This window comes from Paenibacillus phytohabitans (assembly GCF_013141775.1).
Lineage (GTDB): Bacteria > Bacillota > Bacilli > Paenibacillales > Paenibacillaceae > Paenibacillus_AQ > Paenibacillus_AQ phytohabitans.
Genome location: NZ_WHOB01000015.1, coordinates 1 through 21,682 on the forward strand (window position 1 = coordinate 1; position 21,682 = coordinate 21,682).

Consider the following 21,682-nt stretch of genomic DNA (forward strand, 5'->3'; position numbering starts at 1 on the left):
AGGTGAGCAGTTTTCAACGGGGAACACTCTTTGAACTGTTAAAAGATGCGTATTCTTTTGATTGCCGATATGAACAAAGCTGCCTTGCTGAATGGTGGGGTTTTGATAACTTTTTCTTTGACAATCCGCCGATTGCAGATTAATACGGGTTCATCACAACGCTGCACGATGAAGCTGTCGGCTTCGTTTCCTGGGACCCGAGGAACCTGCCTGAGGTTGCGGAAATCGGCCATAACTGCATTGCTTCAGCCCACAAAGGTAAAGGTTACAGTAAAATGCAGCTGCAAGAAGCAGTGAATAGAATCCTCCAAAATGATGTCCGGAAAATTATTGTGACAACAAATGATGATCTGGTTCCTGCCCGGCGGATGTATGAGAGTATCGGATTCACCATGTATCAGACAAGGCCGAATCAACATATTGCAGGGATGGTCGGCGAACACTTGGATTATGTATATTTTGTATAAAATCTGGAGGTACATAGGATGGAAGTTACTTTAAGTAAAGCGGTAGCGGAAGATGCGGCAGTGATTCATGAAATGCAGACCCGGGCATTCCTGCCCTTGCTCGAGAAATATCAGGATCATGATACGAACCCTGCTAATGAGACTGTAGACAGTACGGTAGAACGGATCAACCAGGCTCATGCAGACAATTACATCATCCGGTATTCCGGGGAGGCAGTTGGTGCGATTAGAGTGGTCCGAAAAGAGAATGCCGTATTTCGTGTCGGACGGATATTTATCCACCCGGAATACCAGGGTCTGGGCATAGCCCAGCGGGTGTTTACCTTGATCGAGCAGATCTATTCCGAAGCTAAAGTCTGGGAGCTGGATACCGTAATGCAAGAGGAAAGAAACTGCTACTTGTATGAGAAGCTGGGTTACAGAAGAACAGGTGAGACCAAAGAGATCAATGACAAGCTGACTTTGTGCTTCTATGAAAAAACGCTTATTTAAGGCTCACGTTGTAAAAGTATAAAATGCTGTATATATTGCAACTTTGATTCATAGATACCTAAGTATTCAAGGGGATTGTTGTATGAAATGCAGGAATTATCTCTTTCAGCGGCTTGGAGGAGGCGGAATGCTGCATTCCGTACAACAATTTTCGATTATGGGCGTTTTTGGGAGGAGAATGTTGTATTTTGTGCAGGATTGTAAATAGTAAGAGAGATAGACAAGTGCTTGACAAGCGGAATAATAAAAAGTAAAGTGAGAATATAAATTATCTTAACTTAAAGATAATATTCAACCTAATATCTTAAAGTAAAGATAAAACATCAATCTAATCTAACCAAAATTAATTAGGAGTGAATTTAAATGAACAAACAAACTATGGGCATTCATCATATTACCGCAATTGTCGGCCATCCGCAGGAAAATATGGATTTTTATGCAGGTGTGCTAGGACTCCGGCTGGTTAAGCAAACGGTCAATTTCGACGATCCGGGGACATATCACTTCTACTTCGGCAACAATGGCGGCAAGCCGGGGACGATTATTACTTTCTTCCCTTGGGCAGATGCATATCAGGGTAAAATCGGCGGGGGGCAGGTCGGCGTTACTTCATATGTGATTCCGGTAGGGGCGATGGCTTTCTGGAGAGAAAGACTGACGAAGTTCAAGGTTGCTTTTACCGAAATGGAGCGGTTTGGCGAGCAGTATCTGGAATTCGATGATCCCCACGGTCTTCATCTCGAACTGGTGGAACGGGAGGCTGGAGAGCGTAACGAATGGACCTTCGGCGGGGTAACTCCGGAGGTTGCGATTAAGGGCTTCGGTGGTGCGACACTGCTGTCCACACATCCGGAGCAGACTGCTGAGCTGCTGGAGAAGGTGATGGGACTTACATTCGTAGGACAAGAAGGCGATGTCGCCCGTTACCATTCCACTGCGGATATCGGAAATGTGGTTGAACTGAAGGTAACAGCGGTACAGCGCGGCGAAATGGGTGTCGGCACCGTGCATCATATTGCCTGGAGAGCGAAGGATGACCAGGATCAGCTTGAATGGCAGGATTATGTGCATGATAATGGATATGGGGTAACGCCAGTTCAGGACCGGAATTACTTCAATGCTATTTACTTCAGAGAGCATGGGGAGATCCTGTTTGAGATTGCTACTGATCCTCCGGGCTTCGCCCATGACGAAACGCCGGAAACGATGGGCAGCCACCTGATGCTGCCGGCACAATATGAGCCGCACAGAGAACAGCTTGAGCAGGTATTGCTGCCGTTTACCGTAAGAGCAGTAGATTAACCGACTTTCAGAGAAGAGGGGATGCTAAGATGATTTCAATTGATCCACTGCAGAATAGCAAGCGGGATAATTATAAGCTTCTGACCGGGAGTATTATCCCGCGGCCGATTGCTTTTGTGACGACGATGTCGGGAGAGGGGATCTTGAATGGTGCGCCGTTCAGCTACTTCAATATTGTTTCCTCCAACCCGCCGATGATCTCCATTTCGATTCAGCATGCTGCGGGCCAGTCCAAGGATACGGCGCGGAATATTATGCAGACGAAGGAGTTTGTCGTTCATATTGTGGATCAGCAGAATGTCGGGCAGGTGAATATCACCGCAGCACCCCTGCCTCCGGACCAGAGTGAAGTAGCTTTAGCGGGATTGACGCCTGTAGATAGCCTGCAGATTGCTGTTCCGGGGGTTAAGGAAGCGAAGGTGCGGATGGAATGTACACTTGAGCATTGCCTGGAGCTGCCTAATAATGACTTGATTATCGGCAGGATTGTACAGTTTCATATCGATGAGGATATCTACGAACAGGGAAGAATTGATCCGGTGAAATTAGGGGCGGTAAGCCGCCTGGCAGGGAATAATTATGCGGGGATTGGTGAGGTTTTTACCATAGAGCGCCCGGTTTAAGGCTGTGCTGGTAAACAGGCAGTCGTAGGGTGTCTGTTATACTCAGTTTCTTATATCTGAACAACAAAACCCTGGCGCAAGCGCCAGGGTTAATTATGTATCGGGAAGTATTGCATACAAAGAAGTAATATGTTAATGTTAAAGAACTGTCGATTTTTTAAAAAAAGAACGGAGGTTATGCATCTTACTTATATTTTAATTATAGCAAATGGACATCCGGTTTGTCAACCCACCAGTTTGGGATTATTGCAGCGGGGAAGATAAGGAATATCATTCAAGAAAAGGGAGTGGTCGGGTGATGGAGAAGATAAGCAGCTGGGAGCAGGAACAGGAGTGGCTGGAGCAGGTAAAAGAAAAGCTGAAATCGGGGATTGCTAACCTGGAGCCGGAGGTTGGCCGGTTAAAGGAGCAGGCAACAGATATCCGCAAAAGATTCTGGGAAGAGGTAACGGTGAATACCAGCACCCAGGAAGACTTTGAAGAGAGCTTCTTTACCATAACTCAGCAGGATGCCGTCTTATCTGAGCGGGAACGCAGCCACGCGCGGAAGCTGCAGCAGTGGAAGAATATGAAGCGGCTGCTGCCGTCCCCTTATTTCGGGCGGATTGATTTTCATGAGGATGGGCAAATTCCTGAAGAACTGGTCTATATCGGGGTCTCCTCCTTCGTCGATACAGACGGACTGAGCTTTGTGGTCTATGACTGGCGCACTCCAATTGCGAGCCTGTACTATGACTATCCGCCGGGAAAAGCAGCCTTCGATACACCGGGAGGACGGATCAGCGGAACAATGAGTCTGAAGCGGCAGTACCAGATCCGTAACGGCCAGCTTCAGCATCTGTTCGATGCGAATGTAACGATCGGCGACGAATTGCTGCAGCAGGTGCTCGGCAAGGGTGCGGATGCCCAAATGAAAAGTATCGTGGCAACCATCCAGGCGGAGCAGAATGCGATCATCCGCAACGATAACAGCCAGATGCTCATTGTGCAGGGAGCGGCCGGCAGCGGCAAAACATCAGCAGCGCTGCAGCGTGTAGCTTACCTGCTGTATAAACACCGCGAGCGGCTCTCGGCGGATCAGATTGTGCTGTTCTCCCCTAACCCGATGTTCAACAGCTATGTGTCTACTGTTCTTCCCGAACTGGGTGAAGAGAATATGCAGCAGACGACCTTTCAGGAATATCTGGAAACTTGGCTAAGTCCGGAATTCCGGCTCGAAGATCCGTTTGATCAGATTGAATATGTATTGACCGGGGAGCAGGACAGGGGTTATGGGTCCCGTCTTCAGGCTGTTGAATATAAGGCATCGGAAGCCTTCCTCCGGGCACTTCAGGGCTATTCGCAGTGGCTGAAGCAAGAGGGCATGCTGTTTAACGACATTTGTTTCCGGGACCGCGTGCTGATCTCAGGAGAGCAGATCAAGACCAGGCTGTATAGCTATGATCCATCGATTCGACTGCCGAACCGCGTCACCCTGGTGCAGAAATGGCTGCTGGAAGAGCTGGCCAGACTGCAAAAGGAAGAGCAGGGAGCGTCCTGGGTACAGGAGGAGATGAATTACCTCGATAATGAGCAATACGCTAAGGTATACGGCATGCTGCACAGAGAGAAAGGGGTGTTTGACTTTGCCGAGAAATACCTGCGGCTTCAGGAAATGCTGGTGCACAAGCGCGAGCTGGATGAGAGTGATTTTGATTACGCCGAACGGGAGGAAGAGCTGTTGGGCGAGATGATCGTGAAGGAGCAGTTCAGACCTCTGAGACGGGGAATCAAGCGGTTCACATTTATCGACATGAGCGGGTTATACCGCCAGCTGTTCACTGATGAACGGGCCTACAGGGAAATGACAGGTGAAGCGGAGCTGCCGGAGCTTTGGCCGGAGATCTGTGCGCAGACGAAGGAGAAGCTGAGCGGGCAGGAACTCTTTTATGAAGATTCGACACCCTATCTGTATTTAAAAGAGCTGATCGAAGGCGTCCGGACGAACACGCAGGTGCGGCATATTTTCGTTGATGAGGGCCAGGACTACTCCATGTTCCAGTATGAGTTTCTCAAAAAGCTGTTTCCCCGCGCCCGTATGACGGTTCTTGGTGATTTCGGCCAGGCGATCTTCACCCAGGCGACGAATCTGTCAGGTGAGAGTTCACCGCTGGTTCAGCTGTATGGAGAGGCGGAGACTGCGCAGTATCAGCTGGTCCGGAGCTACCGGTCAACTTATGAGATCGTGGAGTTCACGAAGCCGCTGTTGCCCGGCGGTGAGGCGATTGTCCCTTTTGAGCGGAGAGGCAGAAAGCCTGTTCTAACTAAGCTGGAGAGCCATGAGATGAAGGCGGAACGCATAGTGAAAGATCTTGCCACGCTTCAGGCGGAAGGGTACACTTCAATTGCCGTGATTACGAAGACTGCGGCTGAGAGTATAGAAGCTTATAAGAAGTTGACCGCCGGAGGCGCCGCTGAGCTGCGGCTGATCACGAAGAACACGCCTACTTTCGAGAAAGGGGTACAGGTGATTCCTGCTTATCTGGCCAAAGGCGTGGAGTTCGACGCTGTGCTGATCTACGATACTTCTACGCAAACGTATCAGAGAGAGAACGAGCGGAAGCTTTTTTATACCGCATGTACACGGGCGATGCATGTGCTTCAGCTGTACACGACGGGGGAATGGACGCCTTTCATCCGGGAGGTAGACCCGGCATTGTATGAACTGGCGGAGCGCTAAGCGCAGGTTATCCTGGGGATTTCTTGAAAGGAAAGGAGTGGATGCATGCTTATTTCCAGTCATTTGAACAAGTATAAACAGACGATTCTTGAGCTCCCGGAAGATAAAATGCTGTCCAAAGCGGAATTGCTGGCCAGTGACTTGCTCATGAAGCGCAGCGGCCTGCTTGAAATGTATTATGCTCCGCACAACGAGTATGTCAATCCTGCTGCCAAAGTAGTGATTATCGGAATTACACCCGGATGGACACAAATGAGAATAGCGCTGCAGGCAGCCAAAGCCGGCCTTAAGGCTGGACTCTCTGATGAGGCAGTGTGCAGGCTGGCGAAGGAAGCGGCCGGCTTTGCCGGAACAATGAGAACCCACTTAATTGACATGCTGGACACGCTTGAACTGCACCGATATCTGGGAGCCGGATCTTGCGGAGATTTGTTTCAGGATCAGCATGAGCTGCTGCACACCACCTCTCTGCTGCGGTTTCCGGTTTTTGTGGCGGGGAATAATTATAACGGAACCCATCCCCCTCTGCTGACCAACCCTTTTCTGAACCAGACTGCCTTACGCTCATTGCAGGATGAACTCAGTCTCATGAATCAGCCGTTAATCATACCTCTGGGCAAAAATGTAGAGCAGGTGCTTCAGCAGCTTGTGGCAGACGGGGTGCTGGATGCAGGCGATTGTCTGTGGGGATTCCCTCATCCTTCCGGCGCCAACGGACATCGACATAAGCAGTTTGCCAGCCATCAGGAGTCCATGCGAAATAAGATACGTGCGCTTAGCGGTAAATGAAGAACGCTCTGAATGCCATATCATAGAGAAAATATGAACAGTAACCGACCGGCTGCGCTGCAGCTGGTTTTTTATTATATGTGTTTCCGCGCCTCATTGGTTGCTGGGAGACCTGAGATTCTTCAGCTTCAGACAATGTGGCTTAAATGTTGTACGTAATGTAACTTGGCTAGCCAGAAACCTAGGCGTTTGGACAGATTGTTGTATGAAATACAAGAATTATTCCGTTAAACCGCTTGCAGGTGGAGAAATCCTACCTTTTGTACAACAATTTTGGATTTAAGCCGGGATCTCGAGGGAAATGTTGTATTATGTGCAGGATTGTTTATGCCGGGAATACCTACCCGGAACAGCCGCCTGCGTACCCGTGAAGATGCAGCGATGTGGAATGACGGTATGCTGAAGCGGCATGAAGAGTTCGCCCGGTGGCTGCTTGAGCATGCGGATACAGATTATGATCCGCCGATGCCTACGTTTGACTCGACTTCTACGCCGCCAGCCCTGCTGGCGGAGCAGATCAAGGAATACATCGGGTTAAAATGGCATGAGAGCGTTGGTGAGGAGAAGAAGGGGACGGGTGTATGAACGTGAAACTGGAGGCTCTCAGGAGTTCATCTGTCCGGTTTATAATGCAACGGGAAGATAGAAAGGAGCCAACGGACAAATTGCCGTTGGCTCTAAAAGTTTTTGCACCCGATAAGGTGAATGGAGTGAATTGGATAAGCTCAGAGGGGAGGGGAAGCGGAATTAGTTGGATTTCCTCCACTTGCTGATGAACGAATGGCAGCATCTAAACCAACAGTTGGAAAAACAACACTTAAATCTGCCCATTTCATCCACAGTAGCGAAAACTAACTAGATTAGATGCTGTTTTTCCACTTGCTTCCGTATATCCCATGGAACTGGGCTAATTAAGATACCTTTATCCACTTGTTTGCCGCTGAAGTAGGTAATTCAGGGGTAAAAGAGAAAGTGCACCTGATTCTGGTGGAACTGGGCTGTTGCACTTAAGCGGCAGCTCTTAAGGATTCATGCTGTTCCACAGCGCCTGGAAAGCGCCGGATTCGACCTCGAAGAATACCGGAGCATTGCCGTAGCGTACCAGTCCCTGGCCGAACAGGGTCAGCTCGACCCGGGCCTTGTCATCCAGCTGCAGGTAGATGATCTTGCGGTCTTCGCTGTCATAGATGCCTTGCTCCGTCAGCGGCTCTGCTGCCAGTGGTTTGGCGGCATTAAGTGCGCTCAGGAAGCCATCCAGCGCGGCATCCTCCGGCAGCGGCAGGTACTGCTGCTGGCCGTTATTCCAGCTGCTGAAGCTCTCCCACTGGGCGGAGGCGATGCGGCCTTCCAGTTTCAGCTTGCCGAACAGATCCGCGCCGCTGCTTATTGTAATACCATTCGTGTGTTCATACAGCTCCGCATATACCTGGCCGTCAATCTCTGTATAGGACATCACCAGGAACCCGGAATCGTAACCCTTCACCGCGTAGATATCCGCTTCGCCTATGTTGGAGGCCAGCTCGATATACTCATCCTTGCCGCTCCATTCATCAATGCCGCCGGACGTCCGGCCCAGCTTCTCGCCGCGCAGTGCTGCAGCATCGGCCGCATCGATACGGGTCGCCGCTTGAGTATAGATATTGCCCTTATATACGACAAGGGCGATCATATCTGCTGAAACACCGGAGCTTTTATCCGGAAGCTCTATCTTGGGAATGACGATGCTGGCGGAAGTACCCGCAGCAGGTGTGCCCGGGTCTACCTGAGCCACTTGACCCGGGGAGGCCGTTCCATTCAGCTGCTGCATAATGCTTGGTCCGGCTAAGCCGATTCCGGCGGCGAGCAGTACACTTGCTGCCACATAGACCATTTTACGCGGACGGCGTTTCTGCTCCATTTTATCGGCTAATCCTTGTTTCATGGTTTCACTGGATTTCATTGAATTCACCGCTTTCTTATAGTTTCTGCGAAATTCTTCTTCCTTCACTCCGGTTCCGCTCCTTCCAGCTCCAGTTTTAACAGCTGACGTCCCCGCTGAAGTCTCATCTTCACGGCAGACTCGCTGATTTCCAGAATCCTGCTGATTTCCTGGATGGGATAATCCTCGTAATAATACAGATGGATCACCGTTTTATACTTTACCGGCATCGCCAGCACGAGCTGCAGAATCGCCATATCCTCGGGGGTGTCGGCCGCAACCGGCTCAATACCCTCCAGCTTGACTTCGCGCTTGCGCCAGCCTCTGCCCAGCAGATTTTTACAATGATTGGTGATTACCCGGATCAGCCATGCCTTCTGATGTTCGTCATCCTTAAATGCGGGAGCTTTCTCCATCAGCTTGATGAAGGTGTCCTGCGTGGCTTCTTCGGCATCCTGGCGGCTGCCCAGATGGATCAGGGCAATCCGGAACAGCATATCTGAGTAGACCTCGTAACTTTGTATCACATGATTGCCCGGCCGGGTCATGGGTTGCTGCATGAGGTTATGCCCTCCTTTACCTATAACACCCTTAAGGACGGCATTTGGTCACATTTTGTTTCCGCAAAATTTATTTGGGCTGCATTACCGGCCCTTGAGTGAAATAGAACAGGGGATGGGGAAGTCCTAAGACTTCCCCATCCCCTGTATTAGCGGTCATATGAAGCGGCCATACGTTCAGCCGCTTATCTGTGCCAGGATGCTCTTCCTACTCCGGGGTTCCTTGGGTCACCCCATGCACATAAGTCTGCCATGGGGAATCCAGCGCCCCCTGACCCGGGTTATAGGTGAAGAAGTATTCCACGGTATCACCCTGCTGAAGGTTATTTACCGCGTAGGTGTAGTTGCCGTTGCCCGTGGAGGTCATGGCCACGTTCTGTTGTCCGCCGTTATTGATTTTGTAATGCAGATCGGCGAAAGTTGCGCCGTTCACATAGAACAGCAGGTTATTGCCTGTTTTCTTCAGGCCGCGCACCTGATCGCCGATTACAATTACAGTTGCAGGCGGGGGCACCACGGTAATCGTGCTGGTGGCTGTTTTGTTGCCGTCCGCCGTTGTAGCCGTAACGGTTGTTGTGCCTGTTGCAAGACCGGTGACAAGGCCGCTCTGGCTCACGGAGGCGGTATTGCTGTTGGATACGCTCCAGGCAACCTGTTTGTTAGTTGCACCAGACGGCGCCACATTGGCGGTCAGCTGGACGCTCTGTCCGGCCTGCACCTGGGCGGTGGAAGGAGTTACGGAGACACCGCTAACCGGAACGTTGCCCGGGTTGCCGGGATTCCCGCCGCCGCTGCCTTCCTTGTAGACCCGTACATAATCTACCTGCATCGTTGCCGGGATGTCAGACGGAGCGGGGGAGAGCCCGCCGTCAAAATGTCCGCCGACCGCCAGATTCATAATGAGATAGAAGGGCTGGTCGAAGGGGGCATTCGGATTGTTCGGTGCCGCTACGGAATACCATTGCTCTCTGTTGACCTTGAAGAAGAATTTGCCGTCCACATACCATTTCACATTATCTTCTTCCCAGACCATGGAATAGACGTGATAATCGTTCGCGAAGGTCTGCCCCTCAGGGAAATGATACTCACCGGCGATATACCGGTTCACAGGCCATTGTCCGCCGAAATGTACGGCGCCGCTGGTCGTGCCGGGAAGCCGTCCCTTGGCTTCCATAATATCGATCTCACCGGATGCGGCCCATGCCCCGTAAGCAGCGTCTTTCGGAAGCATCCATAGTGCAGGCCAGATGCCGTTGCCTGTCGGCAGCTTGGCGCGGATGTCCACCCGGCCATACTGGAAGGACAGATGGTCCTTGGTGTTGATTTTGCCGGAGGAATATTGCGCATACCGGCTCGGGTCCTGCGGGAAGGACTTTGGTTCATTGATGGCCTTGATATTCAGCTGTCCATTCTGGACAAATACATTCTGGGTACTGTTAGTATAATGCTGCAGCTCCGCATTGCCCCAACCCCAGCTATTAGGGTCATTAGTGATATAGTACCCCTGTTCATAATTCCACTTGCCGGTGTCGAGCGCTGTCCCGCTGAACTCATCCTGCCAGAGGAGGTTCATCCCGGCCACAGCCGGGTCTGTTGGTGTTCCCAGCGTAATATCTTCCTGGTCGCTTTCATCGGGACGCGGGGCATTGGGATTGCCGGTGAAGGTGTAATAGACATAATTGCTGCCGACATTTCCGCCCTGCTGCCCGTTCAGCGGATACCCGATGCGGATTTCCATATTCACTTGGATCGGCTGGAACCACAGGCCATAGATGTAATCGGCCCAATAGCCCCACTGGTTGGCAGCGGACATATTGTTATAGCCGTTGCCGGCATAGACGAATCCGCTCTGGCTGGAATCGCTGAGATCCACCCACTGGCCGCCCGCTTTGATCTGATAGACGAATTTGCCAAGCTCGCTGCCAACCGGTGCGCCCCCGTCAATCTTGGGAAGAGGGAAGCCGATGGAGCCGTTGTTATCCGCTGTGTAAGCCGTACCGTCATATGCCGATAGGACATATGAATTCCGGACCGGCTGATTGAAGGTAATCGTATAGATGAGACTGGCCGAAGAGGTCTTGGATGCCAGCTTGACGTTGATGGATTCCGTAACGGTGAACCAGTACCCGCCGCCGCCATCGGTGAACTGGCCAAAGTTGCTGTCATAGATCCAGCCGCTGGCTGCGTTATTATCGATATCAATCCAGGTGCTGCTGTTAACAGGCTTCACGTACACCTTCAGATCATCCGCCACGGCTTCATAAGTTAAGGCCGGATCATTATTGAAGGTAGGGTAGGTAAAGCCTGCGCTGCCTGTAAAGCCTGCTGTAATCTGCGGCCCTTGTGTAGGCGCCATAGCCGAGATGGTTGTTGTGTTCAGGTTCTGAAAGGCCAGTGTGTAATTAAGAGTGACCGCGCTATTAGCCTTGGAGTAGAGCTGAATCTCAGTTGTAGCGGAGAGCGTGAACCAGTAGCCGTTCATCCCGCCGTCGCTCCAGTGCCCCCAGTTCTGATTGTAGACATAGCCGCCTGCGCTGTCGATGTCTATCCAGTTGCCGCTTACTTTCACTTTGACGCCCACATCGTCCGACACATCACTCCAGGTAGCGGAGCCGCCGTTGAACACTGGCATGACGAAGCCGTAGCTCGCTTGTCCTACCCCTGATTTGGAGATGACTGGACCGTCTGCCGCTGAAAAATAGGTCATGGAGCTAACAGTGACGCCTGCTGCTGCTGCTGTCTGAATTCTCGAAGCAGGTACCAGACCGATGCCGGCCAGCATCACCAAGCTCAGGAAAAAACATAATACCTTCTGTTTAAATCCGATATCCGTTAGATGAAGTCGCTTCATACTTGCCCTCCTTTAATTAAATGGTAGTGAAGGTAACCGCTTACATGTGAGAGAACATCTTTATTCTATCGAATCTATTATCGCGCTTAAAGGGACAATCCTTTTTGTTATGACCCAATTTTTTGGCTTTTGCTGTATAGGCAGACGCTATTGCGCTTACAGTTCAGAACTCAAGAAGTGAGTGTATTCAACATTGCAGCAATTGATGGAGTTCTGTTCTAAGTGAATATTCAGTGATAGCTGTATAACGTGCAATTAAAAACAGTGAAAAGGAATGCGTGACTCTTATAACTGTAGTCTATACAACTAAATCTGCCCGGATAGGTGAGAACCAAGACAAGTGGAGGTTTTAATTGTACAAAATACAGCTAAACGGATAACTGGTAGCAAATCAGACATTTTAGTTGTACGAAGTACAATTAAGCCGCCTACCGCCTACCGTCTATGCTCATGTACCATAACGATAATCGTGGCACGGCAAACCCTCTGCAAGTATTTTGCCAGCGTGGTTTTCGATGGTCTGAATCTGACACTGTATTGGTGGACTTATTTAGTGGAGTCTTGCTCGATTTGCAGCCCGCTGTCCCGGTAATCTTCTTCCCGTTCCAGCTTCCGGCGGATCAGCTGCCGGTATTCCGTGGGCTGCATATGCATCACATCCCGGAAGGCCCGTGTGAAGCTTTTGTAGCTTTCATATCCGACCATGGAGGCAATCTCGACGATCTTATGGTCAGTTTCTGCAAGCAGACGCCGGGCTTTATCCAGACGCACATCACGCAGGTATTCGGCGAAGCCTTTGCCGATATTCTTCTTGAACTGGTTGGAGAAATAAGCGTAATTCAGCGACACATGGTTGGACACCATCGCGAGATCCAGCGGCTTGTGGTAATTCTCGTGGATGAAACGGATGGCTTCGTTCAAGTCCTGAGAGTTGCGGTAGCTGCACTTGTATTCATAATAAAATTGGTTCAGCCGGAGCAGCTGCTGCTGCAGCGCCTGAATATAATCGCGGATGCTCGGATAGTCGAACAGGTTGCGCAGAGAGTCTAAGTCCAGCGCTTCTTCTCCCATATACGGGCGGATTACACGCTCATATTCCTCCATCATCTGGACTACGGCCCGGCATAGCTGCTGTGTATATCGAATGTGATAACGCTGCAGCACATCCTTATGGAATAGACTGGAGATCCCTTGGGTGATTCTGCCGCTGTTCTTGGTGCCCGTTAACTGGAACAGGGCATACAGCTCCTCATAGGGGAGCTCCCACTGCTGCTCCAGCCGCTCAATATGCGCGGGCAGGAGGCATCTCTTATCCGGAAACAGGAAGCTGTGGCGGTACAGCTCCAATACCAGCGTATAGCTGCCCGGAAGCTCCTTTAATCCCTGCTGCGGGCTGGTCATTGCAGTAATGGCCTCCATCTGCTCGGCTTGGAGCGCAGCAGGGAATACCCCCGGATCTACGGCTGCATTAACCGCCAGGATCAGGTGGGGACGGTGCTGAAGACAGATACAACCCTGTCTGCCATATACGCGGTAAGCAATAGATTCTATGCTATGGCTGCTGCTGGCACCCGGCTGGTTAATCCATAGCTCCTCGCGCAGCAGGCAGAGCCGGTAGCTGCTCCATAGCTCTGCACTCTGCTGCTCAGTCGCGTCAATCCACGTTTCATCACCCGCCGCGCCTTGCATATACATGCGCAGCTCCTTACGGTCGGTCTCCATGGCGCGGCGGGACAATTGCTCGAGATTACGCGAGAGCGACATTCGCGTCTGAATTTCCTGCCAGGCATGCTCCACGGAGGACTGCAAATCCTCCCGTTTCACAGGCTTGAGCAGATAACCCTTAGCCCCAAGCTCAATGGCCTTCTGGGCATAGGCGAAATCGCTGTACCCGCTAATAATCAGATAATCAACCTTAATGCGTTCCTCTTTGGTCTGCGCCATCAGCTCCAGTCCATCCATGTCAGGCATCCGGATATCGGTAATCACCAGCTGGATGCTGTGCTGACGCAATAGGTCCAGTGCCTCAATTCCGCTTACAGCGCTGTATATATGGTCAAGCTGCAGAGGGAATTGGCGCAGCATAGCCTGCAGGCCGTCACGGATCTGCTTTTGATCATCCACAACCAGAATATTGATCATGCTACCATCCTCCAAGATTCACATTTTCCCAAGGGAGCCGTATGGTTACGCAGGTATAGGCGCTCTGCACGCTGTCAATCCACAGACCGCAGTCCTTGCCGTAATGCAGCTGCAGGCGCTTATGCACATTCTCCAGACCCAGCCCGTTCTTGCTGGTAATAATCGGCGTATCCGAGTCGCCCCGCAGCACAGACTGGAGCTTCACCAGCATCTGCGGATCAATGCCTGCGCCGTCATCGCGGACCTCGATCAGCAGCAGGCTGTCATTCTCTACCCTAACAGTAATTTGGATATGTACACTGCCGCCTGCAGGGGCTGCGTGATGGACGGCATTCTCGACGATAGGCTGCATGCACATTTTGGGAATTGTATAGCGCTGCACCTCCGGGGGAAGAGCGGCCGACAATTCAATGCTTCCGCCTTCCATGAAGTTGATGAACCGGATGTAGCTGTGGATGTTGGCAAGCTCTTCACTGAGGGCAACCGTATCACTGCGCCATTGCATGCTGTAACGCAGCAGTGAGCCTAAAGAGACCAGTGCACCAGCAATAGCCGGCTGCTGCTGGACCTCCGCATGCATCCGGATCGACTCCAGGGCGTTGTACAGGAAATGGGAATTGATCTGTGAGTGCAGGGAGTGGAGCTGCGCGTTCTTGGCGATAAGCTGTTTATCCACCACCTGTGTCATCAGGTGCCGGATTTCGTCCAGCATATTATTGTAGCTGACGGCCACGTAGTCGATTTCGTCACCGGTTTCGTTATGCCGGAGTCCTGTATCAATCTTCGCATCCAGTTGCCCCCTGCGTACCTTGCGCATGGAGACGAGCACCTTCTCCAGCCGCCGGAATATACGCCGGGTCATCTGTGAAACGAGCAGCAGCATAAGCAGCAGCACACATGAGGTGACGGCGATCACAATCAGGTACCAGTTCCGCGGGCCTTGCATCAATGCCTGATGGGAGGCAATATCGACCACATAGGCGTTGAGCGGGGCGATGTAGCGATACAGCGCGTAGTAGGTCTGATCCCCCAAATGGATCTTAACCGGGTTATTCTGCTGCAGCACATCCAGCTGTTCATGAACCCGGCTAAGGATTCCGTCCAGCTTCTCCCCGGCATTCTGCGGGAACTCATGCCCAGGATTGTATACATTCCGGAAAGCACTCGTTCCGTCCATTACAACACTGAAGAAATCACCGCCCGTGTCTTCAAGCAGATCGCTGAAAAAAACACTGTGCCTGGCGCGGATTTCCATAATGGTGGGGAGCTTCTGCTGCTGGCCCTGAGGCCGCACCAGCCTGTAGTAGGATAACGTATCCTCGCCATCCTTAAAAGCGGATAAGCGGAAGGCGGCCCCGCCTTCATCACGGAGCGTCATCCAGTAATCCTGCGGCCAAAACTTGCTGTAATGGTAGATTTCAGGCCAGATTTCGTATACATCCGGGTTATCGACATAGAAGCTTAGCTCACTTATCAGCTCATGGCTTTGAATGATATTATGCATCTGCTCATATTGGTTTTGCTTGAATTTCACGAGCCGCAGGCCGTCCCCGCGCATATTGGTGTGAATGAAATCCACAAATGCCTTCTGGGTCAGAGCGGTGGAGGAAGCGTTCTCAAGAATATCCATCCGGCTGCGCAGCCGTTCATTCAGGCGTGCGACATGATTGCTGCCCTCCGCCATAGCTTCCTTGTAGAGCTGGCTTTCCTGGGTACGGATGAATAAAAAGGAGACCACAATCGCAGGTATGGCAATCATGAGGCTGAAGGCCAGAAACAGCTTGGTTGAGATGCGGGAATTCCGGTAAAGCTTCCTCATCGTAGTCAGCAAATACTTCATCTGGTTAACCTCCCATCCCTGTAATATACCATATATTACAAACCGGCTGGTAGGTAATAAGGCGCTGCGGCTTAAGGGGAGAAACCCCTCTAAGCAGGGAATACCGGCCGCCATTCCGGCCGCCGGCATTGTTCAAGACATTATTCCGCCATTTTGGCTTTGCGTGCATCCAGCTCCGTCTGGCGGTATTCCTTCACCTGCGCGAAGCCGTAGCTGTCGCGGCGGGACAGGAAGCTGTCGAAGATTTTGTCAAAGGCAGCTTCGTCCTTGGCCGTAATCAGCTCAGGCAGTACTTCTTCCCAGTTCTGGGAGATGCGCGCCCAGGCCACCGCTACATCCGAATCGCCAAGCGGGTCCAGTCCTTTATAGATACCGCTGTCGATATCGGCCTGTGCGTTCGCGAAGTCTTCCATCTGCTTGATCACAGGCGCTTTCTCCGGTCTCCACTGGTTGACGATAACAGGGTTGCGCATCATCCAGTAGGTATCCAGTATGCCGTATTCCTTCTCCAGCTTCTCAATATTGCTGCCCAGCATGTCTGTGAATTCAGTCTTCAGCTGCGGTTTGCCGTCCACCGTATCCCAGGTTTCGCCTTCCTTGCCGAGGAACAGGTCTCGCTGGCCCTCTTCACTGGCGAGGTAGGTCAGGAAGCGGATCGCACGCTCCGGATTCTCGGTGGATTTGCTGATCATGGTTACCATCCAGCCGTCCATGTTGCCGGGGAACAGCTTGGCGCTGTCGCCTTTGCTGTTCTGCGGCCCGTCAACTGCGATGTAGTTGGAGTCCGGATTAGCACCCGCAGCCAGCATCGGATTGACAGCGGTCATGCCGGTCCATTCGCGGATCATCATGAAGTAGCGGGCGTTGTTCGTTTTCTCTTCCACCTGGGTATCGGAGTCCACCAGGAAATCCACGTTAATCAGTCCGCGCTCGTAAGCGGTACGGAAGGTTTTGAGCCAGGCGATATAATCCGGGTCGGTCACCCGGTCATATACGCTGCCGTCTTTCTCATGCGGAACGGCCAGCAGATTCTGCAGATATTCCGTCATCCCGTAAGGGACATTTCCCTGGGCGAAAAAGGGGCTCATAGGCTGACCCTTATACTCGGAATACTTATCCTTCAGCAGCTGCAGCGCACCCAGGAAGCCCTCCGGGGTACTGAGGTCCGGGCTGCCCATTTCCTCGTACAGATCTTTGCGGACCAGGAAGGTCTGATTGGCGGCTGTCATGCCGGTCTCATGCATCAGGTTGGGGCTGTAGGAGTCATTCGGAACACCATACGTGTTGCCGTTCTCCTGGCGGTACCACTTCAGCGTACCATCACCTGCTACCTTGTAGAAGTAAGGGTCGTACTGATCGGCCAATTCATTGAGGGCATAGACATGATCGCCTTCCCACAGCTTTTTGACAGCGGTTTCCCAGGAACCCATAGAAATGAGATCCGGCAGCTTGCCCGAGGTCATCATCAGTGTGATCTGCTCATTTGCTTCACCGGAAGGAACCTCCAGCTTGACATTGACACCCGTTTTCTCCGTCACATATTTGGAAGCCAGGCTCTCGCCCCAGGTGTGTGCATACCAGTTCGCTCCGACAAACCAGGTTAAATCGATAGGGCTGGTATCGAGCTTCCAGGCGGGTTCATCGGGATTCTGAGTAGCTTCTGCCTGAGGCGCCGGTGTAGTATCAGCCTGCGGCGCAGTCGTGGGTGAACTTTCCTTATTCGCGGAATTGCTGCTGCATGCGGCCATAGTTAATGTCAGGATTACGGCCAGAATGATAGCTAAGAATGGTTTGACAGATTTGCTTTTCACGGCATAATCATCCTTTCTGTATGTTTGTAGAATGGTTCATTACGGCTAGCCTTTAATAGCACCTATCATCACACCTTTGACCAGATAGCGCTGGATGAAAGGGTAGAAGATGAGGATAGGCAGCGTGGCTACCATCATGGAGGCGAATTTGATCGAGTTGCCGGGTAATCTTGCACCGAATTGCGCCATCGCCTGCTGCTGCATGAAGGACATGGAGTTCTCGGCAATGATTTTGTACAGCATGGTCTGCAGCGGCAGGAGCTCCTGGGAATGGATATAGATGACTCCCTGATAATAGTCGTTCCAGTGATAGACTGCAGAGAAAAGGGAGATGGTGGCAATGACAGCCATGCTGTTGGGCAGGACAATCCGGAACAGGACGCCATAATCCGAAGCCCCGTCCACCTTGGCTGATTCCTCCAGGCTGTCTGGAATGGTGCGGAAGAAGCTCATAAATATAACCATATTAAAAAAAGTATACATCGAAGGAATAATGAATACCCAGAAACTATCATACAGGCCCAGCTTCGTCATGAGAATGAAGGAGGGGATCAGCCCGCCTGAGAACAGCATCGTAATCAAAGAGATTTTGAGATACAGCTTGCGGCCCATCAGATTGGACTTGCTCATTCCGTAAGCTACGATAGCGGTGAACAGCACATGCACCACAGTCCCTATCACCGTACGCATGGTTGTGATGTAGAAGCCGTTCATCAGCGTCTTATCATTAAAGGCTACACTGTAGCTGGCCAGCGAGAGCTCTTTGGGAAACCAGTTGACGGTACCCAGCGAGGCCTGCGCCGGTGAATTCAGCGAGTTGACGAGTACAAACCACATCGGGTACAGCGTCAGAAAGCAGACCGCCAGCATCAGCAGGGTATTGCCGACCTCGAAAGCACCAATCCGCCGGAATCTTCCGCGTCTTGCCATGAATCTGTTGTCTCCTTTCCAGGTGGAGTCGGCTTTGCCGCTCATAATCCGTTTCTTCTAAAAAATACTGTCGCCGGTCAGCTTCTTGGAGGTCTGATTGGCCAACAGCAGCAGCCCCAGCGCTACGATTGAGCGGGCAAACAGGACGGCGGTGGAGAAGGAGTGACGCCCGGAGACCAGCCCCATGTTGTAAATGTAGAGGTCGAGACTCTCCGCCATCTTCATATTCATGTTGTTCTTAAGCATGAAGATCTGCTCAAAGTTACTGCCGAGGATCCCGCTGACCGCGAGAATGAACAGAATAGCGATCGTGGGACGGATGCTCTGCACGGTGATATGCCACATCCGCTGCCAGCGGTTCGCGCCGTCCAGCTCGGCTGCTTCATACAGCCCCGGATCAATACCGGCTATGGCTGCTATGTAGATAATGGCGCTCCAGCCGGTTTCCTTGAGCGTATCGGTGAAAAAGGTAATCCACCAGAAGTACTTAGGGTCGCTGTTAAACAGGATTTCCCGGTCCTGGAACCCGATCGCCATCATCAGCTGGTTAATGACACCGCCCTCCCCCAGCCAGTTGAGTGCGATTCCGCCAAAGATCGTCCAGGCGATGAAATGGGGCAGGTACGAGATTGTCTGCACCGTGCGCTTAAACCGCAGACCCCGGATTTCATTAAGCAGCAGGGCGAATAGAATGGGGATTGGAAAACCTAGTACGAGCTTAATTGTACTCATCCCGAGGGTATTGCGGATCGAGCGCCAAAAACGGTCATCCGTCATAAAATCCTGAAAATGCTTCAGCCCGACAAACGGCGACTCCAGCATGGGCTTCGCGATGCTGAAGTCCATGAAGGCAATGATCAGCCAAAACATAGGGATATAACAAAAGATGAACATCCAGATAATGCCCGGTATTACCATGCTTTGCAGCTGCCACTGCCTGACAAGCGCTTTCATTTGTTCCGTTCTGTATTGGAACATGTGCTGTGCCCCCTTCCTCTTTCATCGTATGAGAAAAGGGCAGAGGAAAAAAGGCCATGATTATTGACCCTATCCCAATTTTTTGGATTCCACCTATCGGGCCCGTAAATTAAGTATGCTGTGATTAAATGAAGGGAGTGTGCGAAGGATGAACAAGCTTGTATGGGAGCAGGATTTCCTGAGCGGAAATGCGGATTTGCAGAGGTGGAATATCCGCCTGGGCAACGACTTATTAGACAATGACGGGAAGCCGGTGTATCCGGGCTGGGGCAACGGGGAGCAGCAGTTTTATACGGGGAATCCGGGGAATCTGTCTATTGGAGAAGAAGGCCTGCAGCTGTGTGCGCGCCGCGAAACTGTGGAGCAGGACGGACGCAGCTTCGCGTATACTTCAGCCCGCCTGGATACCCGGGACCAGTTCTCTTTCTGCTACGGCAGGCTGGTCGTGCGGGCCAAGCTGCCGGTGGGGCAGGGAATCTGGCCCGCCATCTGGCTGCTTCCGCAGGATCAGGCTTACGGGCCCTGGCCCGCCTCCGGGGAGATCGATATGCTGGAGGCGAAGGGACGCCTGCCCCGGCAGATAGCGGGAACGCTGCATTATGGACCGGATCTTGCGCATAAAGTCGTCGAAGAGTTCACCTATGAGCTGGAGAACGGAACGATTAATGAGTTCCGGGAGTATGCGCTGGAATGGGAAGCCGGTTCCATGCGCTGGCTGGTCGACGGGCAGTGCTTCGCGGAGCGGAGTCTGGAGCCGGGGGTGATGCCCTTTGATCAGCCTTTTTATCTGCTGCTTAATCTTGCAGTGGGCGGCTGGTATGACAATGTGGCGGTGGACGAAGCTGCGCTTCCGGCGGTGATGACGGTGTCAAGCATCCGGCTGTATCAGCATTGAATCAGCTCAAATTCCGGCGAAAATATCCTCCAGGCGGTCCCAGTTGGCGGCGACCCAATTATTTTCGTGGCGGAACCGGATGAGCGGTGTGAATTCATCCTTTTGGGGAACCGCAATCCATTCGGCTTCCCTCCACCATGTTAATTTAATGGAACGGATCAATTTGTCCACGGATAATGGGATATGCTCGCGGTAGCCGGTCACAAAGGCATGGACCCGGTCCAGCCGGAGCTGGCTGCCTGACAAGGCGCAGGACAGGATGGGGCGTGATATATCGAACTCCGGGTACACGAAATGCAGTCTGTCGAAGTCAAGGATAGCGGCCACTTCATCGGCGCTGAACAGAATATTATCGACGAACAAATCCCAGTGCCCCCAGCCCCGCTCGCAGTCTGCAAAGATACCGGTATCCATTCCATCAATAATTCTCCGCTGAATCTCAAGCGCTGCAACCGTTTCGCCATTATGAAGGGTGGTGGCCTGAAGGTATCTTTTGTCCCAGTGCTTCACCATAGCTTCTTGGGTCCGTATATTCCAGTGCAGGGGCAATGGAGTCAGGTCCGTGTTCAGCAGCTTATGCATCCGGCCGACTACGCTCCCGAGCGCATACATTTGGGGCTCACTTGCCGAGCCCGGCTCAATACTGCTTCCGTCACACAGGTTCATCAGCACATACCGTTCCTGCGAAGGCGTTCGTAAGACATATTTCCCCTGATGTGAAAATAACTTCGGAACCGGGATACCCTGCAAATGCAGCTGATCCTGATGAGTCAAAGAAACTTCAAGTCCGTGGGTGAGGTGCTCCGGGTAACGTATCTTGCTGTATTGCTTCACGAATAAACGTCCGTGATCACTTTCAAGCTTCCATTTCAGATTCAGGAAACCCTGATCAATCTGCGTAGCTTCAGTAACGTGCACCCCGAAAATCTCTGAAATGGAGCCTAAGATTTCATCCCGGATGGTTGCGGCTGTGTCGGACATATAATATCTCCTCACCTGGAAATATAAATGATGAATGTATTCAGGGTTAACACTAGTTTAATCTCTGTAATGCTGCTATATGACTTTATTTTCACCGGAGTGAAGGGATTATTCAAGATAAATATTTGCTAAGAAACCGAAGGGGGACGCGGCCATTTACTGCCCGAATAGTTCAACTTCATAGACCAGTGAATGCTGAATACGGGTGCTTAAATTTACACTGTAAAAGCTTAAATGTTGTACGTATTGCAACTTGGTTTCGCAGAAACCCGGGTGTGGGGATAGATTGTTGTATGAAATACAACAATTGTGCTGCTAACGGTTCGGCCCCCTAATTATGGAGACATTCTGCTAAAAACTCGTGTTTTCGCAGGATATTGTTTA

The 21,682-nt window shown here is 51.6% G+C and carries 17 protein-coding genes; 8 read left to right on the forward strand and 9 right to left on the reverse strand.

Annotated features, from left to right (window positions below; genetic code table 11):
• The first annotated feature begins 161 nt into the window (after positions 1–161).
• The 7 genes from GC101_RS36855 to GC101_RS01595 all read left to right on the forward strand — a co-directional run bounded on the left by GC101_RS36855 (position 162) and on the right by GC101_RS01595 (position 6,977).
• Positions 162–467, forward strand: coding sequence for a GNAT family N-acetyltransferase (locus GC101_RS36855; protein WP_216626421.1), 306 nt, complete (start codon positions 162–164; stop codon positions 465–467).
• An 18-nt stretch (positions 468–485) separates the two neighbouring features.
• Positions 486–959, forward strand: coding sequence for a GNAT family N-acetyltransferase (locus GC101_RS01570; RefSeq protein ID WP_171715848.1), 474 nt, complete (start codon positions 486–488; stop codon positions 957–959).
• 363 nt (positions 960–1,322) lie between these two features.
• Positions 1,323–2,261, forward strand: coding sequence for a ring-cleaving dioxygenase (locus GC101_RS01575; RefSeq protein ID WP_171715849.1), 939 nt, complete (start codon positions 1,323–1,325; stop codon positions 2,259–2,261).
• A gap of 29 nt (positions 2,262–2,290) precedes the next feature.
• Entirely contained in the window at positions 2,291–2,884 is a 594-nt protein-coding gene (locus tag GC101_RS01580; RefSeq protein ID WP_171715850.1) for a flavin reductase family protein, read from the forward strand.
• Positions 2,885–3,182: 298 nt separating this feature from the next.
• Positions 3,183–5,603 (forward strand): RNA polymerase recycling motor HelD, encoded by a 2,421-nt coding sequence (helD, locus tag GC101_RS01585; protein ID WP_171715851.1) that lies wholly within the window; start codon positions 3,183–3,185, stop codon positions 5,601–5,603.
• A gap of 45 nt (positions 5,604–5,648) precedes the next feature.
• A complete protein-coding gene (locus tag GC101_RS01590) occupies positions 5,649–6,392 on the forward strand; it encodes a hypothetical protein (protein WP_171715852.1) in 744 nt (247 codons plus the stop codon).
• Between the two features lie 327 nt (positions 6,393–6,719).
• Positions 6,720–6,977 (forward strand): hypothetical protein, encoded by a 258-nt coding sequence (locus tag GC101_RS01595; protein ID WP_171715853.1) that lies wholly within the window; start codon positions 6,720–6,722, stop codon positions 6,975–6,977.
• A gap of 436 nt (positions 6,978–7,413) precedes the next feature.
• Here the strand turns inward: GC101_RS01595 and GC101_RS01600 are convergent, their stop codons facing one another.
• The 8 genes from GC101_RS01600 to GC101_RS01635 all read right to left on the reverse strand — a co-directional run bounded on the left by GC101_RS01600 (position 7,414) and on the right by GC101_RS01635 (position 19,422).
• Positions 7,414–8,379, reverse strand: coding sequence for a hypothetical protein (locus tag GC101_RS01600; protein WP_171715854.1), 966 nt, complete (start codon positions 8,377–8,379; stop codon positions 7,414–7,416).
• Positions 8,376–8,870: an RNA polymerase sigma factor gene (locus GC101_RS01605; protein WP_171715855.1), complete on the reverse strand. Its 495-nt coding sequence runs from the start codon at positions 8,868–8,870 to the stop codon at positions 8,376–8,378. The genes GC101_RS01600 and GC101_RS01605 overlap by 4 nt, the downstream gene beginning before the upstream one ends.
• A gap of 208 nt (positions 8,871–9,078) precedes the next feature.
• A complete protein-coding gene (locus tag GC101_RS01610) occupies positions 9,079–11,721 on the reverse strand; it encodes a family 16 glycosylhydrolase (RefSeq protein ID WP_171715856.1) in 2,643 nt (880 codons plus the stop codon).
• Between the two features lie 546 nt (positions 11,722–12,267).
• The gene (locus tag GC101_RS01615; protein WP_171715857.1) at positions 12,268–13,863 is read right to left on the reverse strand and encodes a response regulator; all 1,596 of its coding nucleotides are present in this window, start codon (positions 13,861–13,863) and stop codon (positions 12,268–12,270) included.
• A 1-nt stretch (position 13,864) separates the two neighbouring features.
• Complete coding sequence (locus GC101_RS01620) at positions 13,865–15,703, reverse strand: sensor histidine kinase (RefSeq protein WP_171715858.1); 1,839 nt, start codon at positions 15,701–15,703, stop codon at positions 13,865–13,867.
• A gap of 140 nt (positions 15,704–15,843) precedes the next feature.
• Positions 15,844–17,514, reverse strand: coding sequence for an extracellular solute-binding protein (locus GC101_RS01625; RefSeq protein WP_171715859.1), 1,671 nt, complete (start codon positions 17,512–17,514; stop codon positions 15,844–15,846).
• A gap of 45 nt (positions 17,515–17,559) precedes the next feature.
• Positions 17,560–18,444: a carbohydrate ABC transporter permease gene (locus tag GC101_RS01630; RefSeq protein ID WP_042136063.1), complete on the reverse strand. Its 885-nt coding sequence runs from the start codon at positions 18,442–18,444 to the stop codon at positions 17,560–17,562.
• A gap of 57 nt (positions 18,445–18,501) precedes the next feature.
• Complete coding sequence (locus GC101_RS01635) at positions 18,502–19,422, reverse strand: ABC transporter permease (protein ID WP_039297276.1); 921 nt, start codon at positions 19,420–19,422, stop codon at positions 18,502–18,504.
• 148 nt (positions 19,423–19,570) lie between these two features.
• Between GC101_RS01635 and GC101_RS01640 the strand changes: the two genes are divergently transcribed.
• Positions 19,571–20,317 carry a glycoside hydrolase family 16 protein gene (locus GC101_RS01640; RefSeq protein ID WP_171715860.1) on the forward strand — a complete coding sequence of 249 codons (747 nt, stop codon included), beginning with the start codon at positions 19,571–19,573 and terminating at the stop codon, positions 20,315–20,317.
• Between the two features lie 6 nt (positions 20,318–20,323).
• On the opposite strand, the gene GC101_RS01645 is transcribed toward GC101_RS01640, so the two are convergent.
• Positions 20,324–21,298 (reverse strand): phosphotransferase, encoded by a 975-nt coding sequence (locus GC101_RS01645; protein WP_171715861.1) that lies wholly within the window; start codon positions 21,296–21,298, stop codon positions 20,324–20,326.
• Between the last annotated feature and the right edge of the window lie 384 nt (positions 21,299–21,682).